Here is a 13,072-nt window from a genome sequence, read left to right as displayed (position 1 = left end):
TAACGGCCCTCCGATCGACCGCATCACCGAACATCCTCCCCTCCCTCCGCCCCACTTGCCGCCGAGACTTCAATGAGCGCCACTGCCCCCGCGTTACCCGGCCAGAAACCCGTCTCTTACTGGCCATTGCTGCTAGCCGCGACCGCGATGCTGATGATCACCATGGGCATCCGCCAATCGCAGGGGCTGCTGATCAAGCCGATCGGCCACAGCACCGGGCTGGGCATCGCCGAAATCAGTTTCGCCCTGGCGATCGGCCAGTTCGTGTGGGGCGCGGTGCAGCCGGTGTTCGGCGCGCTCGCCGATCAGCGCGGGCCGGGGCGCGTGCTGGTGTTCGGCGGCATCTTGCTGATGGCCGGCATGGGCCTGACGCCGTTCGTGTCGTCGCAATGGGGCTTGATGGTCACCCTCGGTATTTTCGGCGCCGCCGGCGCGGGCGCGGGCAGTTTTTCGATATTGATCGGCGCCACCGCGCAAAGCTTGCCGGCCGAAAAACGCTCGATGGCGGCGGGGGTAATCAATGCCGGCGGCTCGCTGGGTCAGTTCCTGTTCGCGCCGCTGGTGCAGGCGGTGATCGCCGCGGCGGGCTGGATGGCGGCGATGTGGACGCTGGCGGCGGCGGCACTGGCGACGTTGCCGCTGGCATGGCCGCTGCGCCGGCGCGAATCGGCGACGCCCTCCGGCGGCGCGGTCGCAACCGCGCCGCCCGGCATCGGTCTGCGCGAGCAGTTGCGCATCGCGCTGCGCGAGCCCAGCTACTGGATGCTGCACCTCGGCTTCTTCACCTGCGGCTTCCACATCGCCTTCCTGGTCACTCACCTGCCCGGCGAAATCGCTCTGTGCGGGCTGTCGGACAACGTCTCGGCGATGTCGCTCGCGCTGATCGGCCTGTTCAATATCGGCGGCAGTCTGGCCGCGGGTTGGCTTGGGCAGCGCTATCGGATGAAGCATCTGCTCGCGTTGATGTATGCCAGCCGCGCGCTGCTGATCGGCATCTATCTGATCTCGCCGCCGACGCCGCTGACGTTCTACTTGTTCGCCGCCGGACTGGGCGTGACCTGGCTGGCGACGGTGCCGCCGACCGCGGGACTGGTCGGAAAATTGTTCGGGCCGCGCTACCTGGGCACGCTGTTCGGTTTCACCTTGCTCTCGCACCAGATCGGCGGCTTCTTCGGCGCCTGGCTCGGCGGTCTGGCGATGGCCAACTTCGGCGACTACACCTGGATGTGGTACGCCGACATCGCGCTGGCGTTGCTGGCCGCGGCGGCGAATCTGCCGATCCGCGAGGCGCGCATGCCGCGTGCGGCGCTGGCGCCGGCCTGACCCGCTGCAAGCAAAGACCCCGCGAAAACGCGGGGTTTTTGTAGGAGGGGCTTCAGCCCCGATGCTGTTCGTTCCGGCGATGCGATCTGAAAGAAAAGCATCGGGGCTGAAGCCCCTCCCACAACAGCGCTGGAAATTCCGCGAGCGGCTAGGCGTTCGCCTTGGCCTGAACGCAATCGGCGCACATGCCGTGCACTTCCAGCGTCTGCGCCTGCGGCACGAAGCCTAGCGCGCGTGCGCGCGCTTCGAGCAGATCGACGATGCGCTCGTCCTCCAGTTCGGTCGCCGACTGGCACGAGTCGCAGATCAGGAACGGCACCGCATGCTGCGCGCCGCCAGGATGATGGCAGCCGACGAAGGCGTTGATCGACGCCAGCTTGTGGATGAAGCCGTGTTCGAGCAGGAAATCCAGGGCCCGGTAGATGGTCGGCGGCGCCGCGGCATCGTGAGTGGCCTTCATCTGGTCAAGCAGATCGTAGGCCTTCATCGGCCGGCCGGCGTCGGCGATCAGGCGCAGCGCGTGCGCGCGGATCGGCGTCAGGCGCAGGCCGCGCTGCTCGCAGGCCCGCTCCACTTCCTGCACGAAGGCGGTGCCGTCGTGGACGTGGTGCTGGGGGTCGGTGCAGGCGTGGCTGGTGCTCATGGCGGGCTCCTCGTTCGCGGCGCGGGTCCTGGCGCCGGCGCAGGGCCGGCGCGAAAACCCCTACGCAGGAATCTTAGTAAGGGCGGCGTCGATACGTTGCAAGGCCTGGGCCTGCCCGGCCAGGTAGACCGTATGCGAGATGTCCGGGCTGACCTGGGTGCCGGTGATGGCCACGCGCAGCGGCTGGGCGACCTTGCCCATGCCCAGTCCCAGCGCTTCTGCGGCCTCGTGCAGGGCCGCGGAGACGCTGTCGGCGCTCCACACCGCCAGCGCGGTCAGACGCGCGCGCGCCTCGCTCAACGGCGCCTGCGCGGCGGCGTTCAGGTGCTTGGCGACCGCGGCCTCGTCGTAAGTCTGCAGCGGGCGATACCAGACCGCCGCGCGCTCGGCCATGTCCTTCAGGGTCTGCACGCGGTCGCGCAGCGCGATCACCACGTCGGCCGGCGCCGGGCCGGCAGCCAGATCCAGGCCCTGCTGGCGCAGATGCCATTCCAGGTGCTTGCCGACCTCGGCCGGATCGTCGCTCTTGAGGTACTGCTGGTTCATCCAGCCCAGCTTGGCCGCGTCCAGGCGCGAGGCGCTGGAGTTGACGTCCACCAGTTGGAACAACCGGGTCATTTCCTCGATCGAGAAAATTTCCTGATCGCCGTGCGACCAGCCCAGGCGGACCAGATAGTTCAGCAGCGCGTGCGGCAGATAGCCTTCGTCGCGGTACTGCATGACGTCGGCCGCGCCGGTGCGCTTGGACAGCTTGGCGCCCTCGGAATCGAGAATCATCGGCAGATGGGCGAAATGCGGCACCGGCGCGCCGAGTGCTTCATAGATGTTGATCTGACGCGGGGTGTTGTTGACGTGGTCGTCGCCGCGCACGACATCGGTGATGCGCATGTCCAGATCATCGACGACGACGGCGAAGTTGTAGGTCGGATAGCCGTCGGCGCGGAAGATCACCAGATCGTCGAGCTCGCTGTTGGCGATCTCGATGCGGCCCTTGACCTTGTCCTCGAACACCACCGTGCCGCCCAGCGGATTCTTGAAGCGGATGACCCGGTTCGGATCGTCGCGGTAGGGCTCGTTGCGATCGCGGTAGGCGCCGTTGTAGCGCGGCTTTTCCTTGGCGGCCAACGCCGCGTCGCGCGCGGCGGCCAGCTCATCGCGGGTTTCGTAGGCGTAGTAGGCGGTGCCGGCCGCGACCATCTGCTCGGCGACCTCGCGGTAACGCTCCAGGCGCTGGGTCTGGTAGATCGGGCCTTCGTCGTAGCTCAGGCCGAGCCAGTCCATCGCCTCCAGGATCGCGTCGATCGCCGCCTGGGTGCTGCGCTCGCGGTCGGTGTCCTCGATGCGCAGTATGAACTGCCCGCCCGCGCGGCGCGCTTCCAGCCAGCAGTACAGCGCGGTGCGCGCGCCGCCGATGTGCAGGTATCCGGTGGGGCTGGGGGCGAAGCGGGTGCGGGTCATGCGGGGCTCGGGTGGATCGGGGAATCGGGCATTTTAGCGGAGTGGCCGTGGGGATGGCGGGAGGATCGCGGAAAACAGCCTTTCGCCGCTTGAAACCGGCCTGGGCGGCCGTGCCCTAAACTATCCCCATGACGACCCTCTTCATCTCCGATCTCCACCTCGACGCCGAGCGCCCGCAGATCACCGAGCTGTTCGGCCGTTTCGTGCGCCATGAAGCGCGCGGCGCCGATGCGCTGTACGTCCTGGGCGATCTGTTCGAAGCCTGGGTCGGCGACGACGATCCGTCCGAGACCGGCGCCTTCGTCGCGCGCGAGCTCAAGGCGCTGGCCGACAGCGGCGTGCCGGTGTATTTCATCCGCGGCAATCGCGATTTCCTGCTCGGCGCCGACTACGCCGCGCGCGCCGGCATGCGCGTGCTGGCCGATCCGTCGGTGATTTCGCTGTACGGCCAGCCGGTGCTGATCGGCCACGGCGATCTGCTGTGCACGGACGATATCGCCTACCAGCAATTCCGCGCCCAGACCCGGCATCCGCTGTGGCAGGCGCAATTCCTCGCTCAGCCGCTGGCGGCGCGGCTGGCCTTCGCGCAGCAGGCGCGCGCGGCGAGCAAGGCGCATCAGGCCGGGCTCAAGGACGAGGGGCGCATGGAAACCATCACCGACGTCGCCCCGGCCACGGTCGCGGAGACCTTCGCCCGCTACGGCATCGACACGATCATCCACGGCCACACCCATCGCCCCGCGGTGCACACGCTGGAGGTCGGCGGACGCGCGCGCACGCGCGTCGTGCTCGGCGACTGGTACGAACAAGGCTCGGTGTTGCGGGTCGATCGCCACGGGATGCAGTTGCAGAATCTGAGCTGAGGCCGGCGGCCGCGCGAGCGGTCGCTAACCGCGCGCGGTCTTCCCGGACTCGACGCGCCCGCGTTATTCCGCCCGCCGCACCGATCGCGCCACCGCTTCGGCCCAATCGCGCGGCGCGCCGATCTCGTTGCTGATGGTCAGCAACAACAGCTGCCCATCGACGGCGAAGGCCGCGTACAGATGCCGCGCCGAATCGGCGGGATCGTCTTCCCAGCGCGCGCTGGCGATGATCGCGTCCTGGGTCCAGCTCAGATCGGCCGGTTCGCCGCGGCCGGCGGTTTCCAGCAGTTCGGCGGCCGGCGGCAGGCTCGCGTCGGCCGAGGTGATGCTCAGCGAACTGACATAGACCGCGCGCCGGTCGCCGACGTATTGCAGGTTGTTGCCGTCGTTGAGCACGTGCTCGATGAAATGCCCCGGCACTTCCACGCTCCACGGCCCGCCGTAGAGGCAGTGGCGGGTCGGCAGGCGCTTGTAGCCCGGGCCTTCGCGATGCGGCAGTTCGATCTCGGCGCCGCGATCGAGCAGCCAATGCAGTTCGTCGCGCAGCGAGGCGTCGAGCGCGTGCGCCGGGTCCAGCGCGGCCGCGCGGCGGTCGTAGTCGAGCACGCGGCGCAAGGTGTCGCGCTCGTTCTGATCGCGCGGGCCGACCCAGGCCACGTCGCACCACACGCCCACCCGCGCCAGTCCGCTCCAGAAATCGGCGCCGAAACCCGGCGTCCACCAGGGAAAGAAGTCCGGCGATGCTGCGCCCGCGGCATCGCGGTTCTCGGCGATCTGGCGCAATCGCGATTCGCTCCAGATTCCCATGGGCGAGCCGACGAAGCCCGGCAGGCGCGGCAACGGCCCGATCGGCATGCACAGGAACAGGTTCTCGGCGCCGCGATGTTCGAACAACACGCCGGCGACCGTATGCAGCCAGCCCGCCATCTGCGCCTGCAGATGCTTCGCGTCGCGAGCGAGCGCGTAACCGCATTCGTCGCCCTCGCCCGCGGCGGCGGCTTCGTCCCAGTTCCAGCGCACGCCCCATTGCGCGGCGATACGGTCCAGCAGCTCGACCAGGAAAGCGTGATAGCCCGGCCCGACCGTGTTGGTCTTGGCCCAGGCGGTCATTCGCCCGTCGGCATGCAGATCGATCGACAGCCCTTCTTCGGCCGGATGCCACGACGCGGTCACCCCGCCCTCGCGTTCCCACACGCTCAGGCACTCGCGCAGCACGCCTTCGGGCAAGGCGTCCAGGTAGGTACGGCGCAGCTCGCGCCCCAGTGCGCGCAGACTCGGTTTGGCCCACATGCGCCGCTTCCACGGCGTGCTGCTGACTTGGAAGCCAAGACCCATGGTCGCCCCGTCACCTTTGATTTCCCCGCCCCAATGCTAGCGATTTGCGCCTTGCCGAACGAGGGGGTTCGAAGGCACAAAACCCACACACGCGAACGCCCGGATTCGACCCGGGCGTTCGCCTGTTGCTCGTGCATTCGCGCGTACCGGCGCTATGCGCGCCGATCCGCGGTTTGCCTCAGAAACGCACTTCCGCGGTCAGGAAGGCCTGGCGCGGCGCGCCCGACTGCAAGGTGTAGTTCAAGCCGAGCGGATCGGAAGCGACGAAACCGTTCGTGCCGATGCTGCCGAAGTATTCCTTGTCGAACAGATTCGTGATGTTCAACTGCAGCTTGAACGAATCGGCCCAGGACACGTCCTTCCACTCGTAGGACGCCGACGCGTCCACCACCCAGAAACCGGACACCTTGGAATCGTTGAGGTAGGTCAGGTAGCGCTTGTCGGTGTACTTGGCGCCCAGTTGCAGCGACAGGCCGTCCTGTTCCCAGCGGATCTCGGTCGCGTACAGACGCTTGGGCGCATCGACCACCTGCTTGCCCTTGGTGCGGACCAGGGTGGTGCCGTCCAGGTAATCGGACTCGTACTGCGAATCGTTGAAGGCCAGCGAGTTGTACCAGCTCAGCCCGGCGATCGGCTTCCACAGCACGGTGACTTCCGCGCCGCGACTTTCCACGTCGCCGACGTTGGCGAAGCTGGACGCACAACCCACGATGCCGGCGCAACGCGCGATGGCGAGCAGGCGGTTCTCGAAGTTGACGCGATACACCGCGACCGAGGCCTCGACGCTGTCGCGGCTGGTGCGCAGGCCGGCTTCCAGAGTCTTGGAGGTTTCCGGTTCAAGCGTCTTCACCGCCGCGTCGAACGCCGCCTGCGAGGTCGAATGCGGGCCGTTGACGCCGGTGCGGAACGCCGACAGATTTTCGCTGTAGGAGCCGAAGATTTCCTCATGCTCGCTGAGCTGCCAGCGCGCGCCCAGTTGCGGCAGGAAGTTGTCTTCCGACACCAGCTTTCCGCTGGCGCGGCTGGCGCCACCGATCAAGGTCTTGCCGTCGGTCTCGACCTTCAGACCCTTGAAGCCGGCGTCGATGGCCAGGCGGCCGTCGGCGAACTCCATGTGGTCGAGCACGTAGTACATGCGCGTGTCGGTGTCGAAGCGCTGGCGGAACACGCGCTGGCTGGGATTGCGGTAGAAGAAGATATCGTCCGGCGGCTCGGTCGCGCTGAGATCGTAGAAGTTGCGCTGCACGCCGTGATCGTTCTTCTCCAGCCACAGGCCGGCCTGCAGGCGGTGATTGCCGATCTGCCAGCTCAGGCTGGGCATGAAGCCGGTGCGCTCGATGTCGTACTCGGTGGTGCGCATGCGGATCGGAACCGTCGGCGACTTCGAATACGGCGTCGCCCAATGGCCCTGGCCTTCGTTGTTGTGGTAGTAGACCGTCGCCGCCAGGGTCAGGTCCGGATTGACGTTCCATTCGCCGCTCAGGTACGCCAGATCGTCGTCGCGCACGCCGCGGGCGATGTAGTACGCATCGTCCAGGCTGGTCACGCCGCCGCGGAAAATGCCGTTGGCCGCGTCGATGGCGCGCTGCCAGTCCTTGGCGTAGTTGTCCCAATCCATGCCCAGACGCTTGGCCGATTCCAGCGACAGATCGGCGTAGTCGGTTTCGCGGCGACGCGAGGAATCGGCGTAACCGGTGATCTTGAAGTCGTCGCCGGCGTAGATGAACTTGCCGTTGAACTGGGTGTTGCGCTGCGGGCCTTCGCCCTTCCACTTGTCGGTGGTGTGGAACACGCCGCTGAGGTAAGCGCTGAAGCCGTTGTGATCGCCGGTGTCCATGCGCACGTAGCTGCGGCTGGTGGAATCGCTGCCGATGGTCTGGGCCAGGCGCACGCCGAAATCGGCCGACGGATCGGCGCTGAAGAAGCGCAGCGTGCCGCCGAGGTTGCCAGAGGACGCGGTGTCGATGGCGCCGCTGCCTTGCGAGAGTTCGGCGCCGGACAGGTTTTCGGCGGTGATCGCGCGGCTGATGTGCAGGCCGTTGTGGTTGCCGTAGCTCATGTCGCCCAGCGGCACGCCGTCGAGGGTGAAGCCGAGCTGCTGCTGCGAAAAGCCGCGGATGCTGAGCTTGCTGGACCACTCGTAGTTGCCCCAGGGATCGGAGCTTTGGAAGTGCACGCCGGGCAGCTTGGCCATGACCTTCAGCGGGCTGGTGCCGGCGGCTTGGCGCTGCAGATCGGCCTTGCCCAGCGCCTGTACCTGGCGGGTCTGGCCGGTGCCGACGACCGAGACTACGTCGAGCGTGGTGGCGTCGTGCGCGGCGTCGGCGGAGCCGGTGGCGGCGCCTGCATCGGCGGCGCTGGCGTCGGGAGTGTTGGGCGCGAGTTCTGCGGCGAGGCCGTTTCCGGCATGCAGGCACAGCAAAATCGAGGCGGCGAGGAGCGTCGTCTTCGTCGTCATGGGACTTCCATTGGTGAGTGGCCGCCGCGTGCGATGCAGAATCCGCTGCGCTTAATCACTCTTGGGCGGCTTGAGAGCGAAGCCCGGAAGTCTGTGGGTGGCGTGTGAAAGGGGTATTTCAGATCGGCGTCAGTTGATCGACTGGCGCTTGGGGTGTGCGGGGGGCTGAAAGAGCAAATCCCCCCTGCCCCCCTTTTTCAAAGGGGGGAACAGCACGGGCTTGGGAGGGGGATCGCTGGCGTGTGCGATCTGGTATTGGCGGCATTCGATCTGAAAGAACGCCGCGTCATGTTGCCCCCTTTGAAAAAGGGGGCGGCGCGTTGCGCAAGTCCAAAACACCCGGAAAACAACCGCGCGGGGGATTCGCTTCAGCGCGCCACGAACGCCTCGAGCATCCGCAGTTCCTCATCGTCGAACCCCGCCGCGCTGCGCGCTTCGAAGTTGAACGGCCCATACAACACCGCGCGCGCGTATTCGGCCAGCAGTTCGCGGAAACGCGGCACCGGGTCGATTCCGGCGCGTTCGCAGTACCAGCGATACCAACGCGAACCGGCGGCGACGTGGGCGACTTCCTCGCGCAGGATCGTTTCCAGGATCGCCACCGTGGCGCTGTCGCCGAGCGAACGCAGCTTGACGATCATCCCCGGCGTCACGTCCAGGCCGCGCGCTTCCAGCACGCGCGGCACCAGCGCCATGCGCGCCAGGCCGTCGTGCGCGGTCTTCTCGGCCATTTCCCACAAGCCGTTATGGGCGTCGAAATCGCCGTAGTCGAAACCCAGCTCGCGCAGGCGCTCGCGCAACAGGCTGAAGTGGCGCGCTTCGTCGTTGGCGACGCCGACCCAGTCGGCATAGAACTGCGCCGGCAGGCCGCGGAAGCGATAGACCGCGTCCCAGCCCAGGTCGATGGCGTTGAATTCGATGTGCGCGATCGCGTGCACGAACGCGGCGCGGCCCTCGGCGGTGCCGAAGCCGCGCTTGGGCAACTCGCGCGGATGCACCAGCGCCGGCCGCGCGGGGCGGCCGGGCATGCGAATGGGTTCGGGCGCCGGCGCGTCGTCGGGAATACACAGTTCGCCGCGCGCGTAGGCCTGCGCGCAGGCGAAGGTCAGTTCGACCTTGGCCTGCGGCGTATCGGCGTCGAGGCAGGCGCGCGCGGCGTCGAACAGCGACTTCGAACTCGACATGGCCGCGCGCCCGCGCTTACGAGGCGCGGCGGGTCTTCTTGGCTTCGTCCGAGCGCAGTTGCTGGATGCGCTCGAAATAGCCCGGTTCCACGCCGGTGACGTATTCGCCGTTGAAGCACGAGGAATCGAAATGGTCGATGCGGTGCTTGGGACCGGACACCGCCTGCTCCAGCGCGTCGAGGTCCTGATAGATCAGCCAGTCGCAACCCAGCAGCGTCTGCACTTCGTCGTCGGTGCGGCCATGCGCGACCAGTTCGTCGGTCGAGGGCATGTCGATGCCGTAGATGTTCGGGAAACGCACCGGCGGCGCGGCCGAGGCCAGGTACACCTTGCGCGCGCCGGCGTCGCGCGCCATCTGCACGATCTGGCGCGAGGTGGTGCCGCGCACGATCGAGTCATCGACCAGGAGCACGACGCGATTGCGGAATTCCAGCGGAATCGGATTGAGCTTGCGCCGCACCGACTTGGCCCGCTCGCCCTGCCCGGGCATGATGAAGGTGCGGCCGACGTAGCGGTTCTTGATGAAGCCTTCGCGGTACTTCACGCCCAGGGTGTTGGCGATTTCCAGGGCCGAGTCGCGCGAGGTATCGGGAATCGGGATGACCACGTCGATGTCGTGCTGCGGACGCAGGCGCAGGATCTTCTCGCCGAGCGTCTGGCCCATGCGCATGCGCGCCTTGTGCACGGAGACGTCGTCCATCATCGAGTCGGGGCGGGCGAAGTACACGTATTCGAAGATGCACGGCGCGTGCTGGCGCGGCTGCGCGCACTGGCGCGAGAACATCTCGCCGCGCGCGTTGATCACGATGCCCTCGCCCGGACGCACGTCGCGCAGGCGTTCGAAGCCGAGCAGGTCCAGCGCCACCGATTCGGACGCGACCGCATATTCGTCCTGGCCGCCGGTGTTGCGCTTGCCCAGCACCAGCGGGCGGATGCCGTGCGGGTCGCGGAACGCGATCAGGCCCAGGCCGAGCACGGTGGCGACCACCGCGTAGCCGCCGATGCAGCGGCGGTTGACGCCTTCGATCGCGCCGAACGCGGCCTCGGCGGTCAGCACGCGCTGGCGGTCGAGCTCGTGCGCGAACACGTTGAGCAGCACTTCCGAATCGGATTCGGTGTTGACGTTGCGGCGATCCTGTTCGAACACTTCGCGGCGCAAAGTGTCGGTGTTGATCAGGTTGCCGTTGTGGGCCAGGGCGATGCCGTAGGGCGAGTTGACGTAGAACGGCTGCGCCTCGTCGGAGCCCTCGCTGCCCGCGGTCGGGTAGCGGCAATGGCCGATGCCGACCCGGCCTTCGAGCAGGCGCATGGCCTTTTCGTCGAACACGTCGCTGACCAGACCGTTGCCCTTGTGCACGCGCAGGCGCGCGCCGTCGGCGGTGGCGATGCCGGCCGCATCCTGGCCGCGATGCTGCAGCACCGTGAGTCCGTCGTAGAGCTGAGCGGCGACATCCGTGTTGCCGACGATACCGAGAATGCCGCACATAGCGCTGGTCCTGCCTGAGTGTCGAAAGTGCCGCGTGGCCGCGGCGGCGAATTATCGCCGCTGCGGACCGGGAATGCAGTGGCCGCGTGGATAGCGGACCGTTTAAGAACGTAGCGCCGCCGTCGTGAGCGGACGGTATCGGGGCGCGAAACCGGATTTCGATGGCGCCGCGCGCGATGTAGCGTTGCGGCGGCGGCGATGGCTGGATCGGATCAATGCACCTGTTTGTCGTCGCGCCGCCTGTCATCGACCTGGGCCGGATCGCCCTCGATCTGGTTGCCTTCGGCGCGGTTCTGCCCAGTTTTTGGCAGCAAATCGCGCATCGCGCCGGGCAGCAGACCGGTCAGGCCGGACAGGTCGCCCGATTGCTGCTCGCCGACCGGTTCGGGCAATACGCCCATCGGTTCGCGCGGATCGCCCTGGGCGTTGCCCTGCGCGTTGCCGCGGCCCAGGCCGCCCAGGCTGCCGGCCATGGCGTCGGTGAAACCACCCGGCAGCGCTCCGCCCGGGACTTTGCTCTTCAGATTCTTTTCCAGATCCTGCGCCTCGGCCTGGACGGTGGCTTGCAGCGAGGTGCCGCGGCCTTCCAGATCGACCTTGCGCGCCATCGCGTCGGGCAAGGCGCTGCGCATCAGCTGGGCGCCGGGCATCAGCACCGCGGCCAGGCCCGAGTCGCGCCAGGCGCGTTCGCGCGGCAGCGTGGTCATGGCCGCGAACACCATCGCCATGCAGGCGAAAATCACCCCGCGCACCGCGCCCAGGCCCAGGCCCATCAGCCGGTCCATCTCCGACAGACCGTAGGAATGCGCGACTCGTCTGATCACCATGCCGATCAGGCCGACGCCGACCCAGATCACCGCGAAGCTCAACGCGTAGCCGCCCAGGTAGGCGCCCCAGCCCAGGTGGCCGTCGGTCAGGCTGCGGCCGACGTCGCCGCCGAACAGGAATGCGCCCAGGCCGGCCAGCAACCACGCCGCCAGCGACACCGCCACGCCGATCAGGCCGCGGGCCATGCCCAGCAGCGCCGACAGGCCGACGATAATCAGCAATCCCCAATCCACAGCCGTCATAGCGCCCCGCTCCCTAGTGTGTCCGGCCGCCGATCACTGGCGGCCCCGCCCGCACCCGCCGTCCGCGTTCACGGATGCGGTTTGACCAGGGCGTCGCCGATCCCGAGCTTGCCCGCGACCTGGGCCTTGAGCTTGTCGGCATCGGCGCGGTTGACCACCGGACCGATGCGCACGCGGTTGAGCGTGCCCTTGTCGGTGCGGACCTGTTCGACGAATGCGCTGAAACCGGCCGCGCGCGCGCGGTCGCGTAATTTGTTCGCCTCATCGGCGTTGCCGAACGCGCCGAGCTGTACCGCGAAACCGGTGCCGGCGGCGGCGGGCTTGGCCGGCTCGGCCGGTTTGGCGGCGACCGGCGCCGGCTTGGGCGTCTCGGCCGGCAGCGGTTCGATCTTGACCGCCTTGGTCGCGGCGGGCTTGGGCGCCTGGGCGACGGGCGGCGCGGGCTTGACCGGTTCGGGCTTGGCGGCCGCAGTCGGCGCGGGCTTGACCGGCTCGGGCTTGGCGGCCTGGGCCACGGGCGGCGCGGGCTTGATCGGTTCCGGCTTGGATACCGCGGCCTCGGGCTTGCTGGGCGTGGCCGCCGGCGAAGCCAGATCGGCCGCGTCGGCGTTGAGCACCACGACCTTGGCGCCGATGTCGTTGCGGACCTTGGTCGAGCTCAGGCGCGCGGCTTCGGCGTCGGCCTGGGTCGCGAACGGCCCGATCCGCACCCGGTACACGGTGCGGCCGTTGGCGCCCGCGGCGGTTTCCTGATAACCCGGCAAACGCGCGGCCTGCAGCGCGGCGATCACCCGGTCGGCGTCGCTGGAGCTGGCGTAGCTGCCGAAACTCACCGCGTAATCGCCGCCGGCGGTGGACGGACGCATCATCGTGTCCTGGCGTCCGGCCGCGGTATCGACCGTCGGCAGCGTCTGGCCGTCGCCGGCCGGCTGCGCGCCGGCATCGGCCGGGGTCGGATGCTCCATGCCGACCATGCCGCCCTGCGGCGCGTCGCCGGGGGTGACCAGGGGCAGTTCGCGGGTTTCGGTATCGCCGGCTTGCGGCTGGTCGGGCAGGGTCAGCGGAACATCGGACGCGCCACTCTGCGGCGCGGGACCCTTGATCAGCATGGGCAGGAAGATGACCGCCAGTGCGATCAGCACCATCGCACCGATCAATCGCTGTTTCAGGGCAGGTTCCATCGCTACTCGATCACTCGCAGGCCGGTTACCGGCGCGAATTATACCCTCGCGCGGGCATCGAGCCGGTGTAC

Annotated in this window: 10 protein-coding genes; 2 read left to right on the top strand and 8 right to left on the bottom strand. The window is 68.0% G+C overall.

The features are described 5' to 3' along the window. The first annotated feature begins 72 nt into the window (after window positions 1-72). Window positions 73-1,323 carry an MFS transporter gene (locus LG3211_RS06300; RefSeq protein ID WP_057942076.1) on the top strand — a complete coding sequence of 417 codons (1,251 nt, stop codon included), beginning with the start codon at window positions 73-75 and terminating at the stop codon, window positions 1,321-1,323. Between the two features lie 148 nt (window positions 1,324-1,471). Here LG3211_RS06300 and LG3211_RS06295 read toward each other — a convergent pair whose 3' ends face one another. Together LG3211_RS06295 and gltX are read right to left on the bottom strand one after the other, a co-directional pair. After that, the gene (locus LG3211_RS06295) at window positions 1,472-1,966 is read right to left on the bottom strand and encodes a transcriptional repressor (RefSeq protein ID WP_057942075.1); all 495 of its coding nucleotides are present in this window, start codon (window positions 1,964-1,966) and stop codon (window positions 1,472-1,474) included. A gap of 60 nt (window positions 1,967-2,026) precedes the next feature. Further along, window positions 2,027-3,424 (bottom strand): glutamate--tRNA ligase, encoded by a 1,398-nt coding sequence (gltX, locus tag LG3211_RS06290; protein ID WP_057942074.1) that lies wholly within the window; start codon window positions 3,422-3,424, stop codon window positions 2,027-2,029. 128 nt (window positions 3,425-3,552) lie between these two features. Here gltX and lpxH point away from each other — a divergent pair, with 128 nt between their 5' ends. Next, window positions 3,553-4,287, top strand: a complete 735-nt coding sequence (gene lpxH, locus LG3211_RS06285; RefSeq protein WP_057942073.1) for a UDP-2,3-diacylglucosamine diphosphatase — start codon at window positions 3,553-3,555, stop codon at window positions 4,285-4,287. A 63-nt stretch (window positions 4,288-4,350) separates the two neighbouring features. Here lpxH and LG3211_RS06280 read toward each other — a convergent pair whose 3' ends face one another. The 6 genes from LG3211_RS06280 to LG3211_RS06255 all read right to left on the bottom strand — a co-directional run bounded on the left by LG3211_RS06280 (window position 4,351) and on the right by LG3211_RS06255 (window position 13,001). Further along, a complete protein-coding gene (locus LG3211_RS06280) occupies window positions 4,351-5,577 on the bottom strand; it encodes a hypothetical protein (protein ID WP_057942072.1) in 1,227 nt (408 codons plus the stop codon). Between the two features lie 223 nt (window positions 5,578-5,800). After that, a complete protein-coding gene (locus LG3211_RS06275) occupies window positions 5,801-8,080 on the bottom strand; it encodes a TonB-dependent receptor (protein ID WP_057942071.1) in 2,280 nt (759 codons plus the stop codon). 368 nt (window positions 8,081-8,448) lie between these two features. Next, the gene (locus LG3211_RS06270; protein ID WP_057942070.1) at window positions 8,449-9,264 is read right to left on the bottom strand and encodes a ferritin-like domain-containing protein; all 816 of its coding nucleotides are present in this window, start codon (window positions 9,262-9,264) and stop codon (window positions 8,449-8,451) included. A gap of 16 nt (window positions 9,265-9,280) precedes the next feature. Next, complete coding sequence (gene purF, locus LG3211_RS06265) at window positions 9,281-10,750, bottom strand: amidophosphoribosyltransferase (protein ID WP_057942069.1); 1,470 nt, start codon at window positions 10,748-10,750, stop codon at window positions 9,281-9,283. 212 nt (window positions 10,751-10,962) lie between these two features. Then, the gene (locus LG3211_RS06260) at window positions 10,963-11,820 is read right to left on the bottom strand and encodes a CvpA family protein (RefSeq protein ID WP_057942068.1); all 858 of its coding nucleotides are present in this window, start codon (window positions 11,818-11,820) and stop codon (window positions 10,963-10,965) included. Window positions 11,821-11,888: 68 nt separating this feature from the next. Further along, window positions 11,889-13,001 (bottom strand): SPOR domain-containing protein, encoded by a 1,113-nt coding sequence (locus LG3211_RS06255; RefSeq protein ID WP_057942067.1) that lies wholly within the window; start codon window positions 12,999-13,001, stop codon window positions 11,889-11,891. Between the last annotated feature and the right edge of the window lie 71 nt (window positions 13,002-13,072).

It is taken from the genome of Lysobacter gummosus (assembly GCF_001442805.1).
Classification (GTDB): Bacteria; Pseudomonadota; Gammaproteobacteria; order Xanthomonadales; family Xanthomonadaceae; genus Lysobacter; species Lysobacter gummosus.
Note: the sequence above shows the minus strand (reverse complement) of the source record. Positions and strands in the feature narration are given on the sequence as shown.

Coding starts and splice junctions, on each gene's coding strand:
- LG3211_RS06295 (WP_057942075.1), bottom strand. CDS start 1,966: ATGAGCACCAGCCACGCCTGCACCGACCCCCAGCACCACGTCCACGAC.
- LG3211_RS06275 (WP_057942071.1), bottom strand. CDS start 8,080: ATGACGACGAAGACGACGCTCCTCGCCGCCTCGATTTTGCTGTGCCTG.
- LG3211_RS06255 (WP_057942067.1), bottom strand. CDS start 13,001: ATGGAACCTGCCCTGAAACAGCGATTGATCGGTGCGATGGTGCTGATC.
- LG3211_RS06300 (WP_057942076.1), top strand. CDS start 73: ATGAGCGCCACTGCCCCCGCGTTACCCGGCCAGAAACCCGTCTCTTAC.
- lpxH (WP_057942073.1), top strand. CDS start 3,553: ATGACGACCCTCTTCATCTCCGATCTCCACCTCGACGCCGAGCGCCCG.
- LG3211_RS06280 (WP_057942072.1), bottom strand. CDS start 5,577: ATGTGGGCCAAACCGAGTCTGCGCGCACTGGGGCGCGAGCTGCGCCGT.
- LG3211_RS06260 (WP_057942068.1), bottom strand. CDS start 11,820: ATGACGGCTGTGGATTGGGGATTGCTGATTATCGTCGGCCTGTCGGCG.
- gltX (WP_057942074.1), bottom strand. CDS start 3,424: ATGACCCGCACCCGCTTCGCCCCCAGCCCCACCGGATACCTGCACATC.
- LG3211_RS06270 (WP_057942070.1), bottom strand. CDS start 9,264: ATGTCGAGTTCGAAGTCGCTGTTCGACGCCGCGCGCGCCTGCCTCGAC.
- purF (WP_057942069.1), bottom strand. CDS start 10,750: ATGTGCGGCATTCTCGGTATCGTCGGCAACACGGATGTCGCCGCTCAG.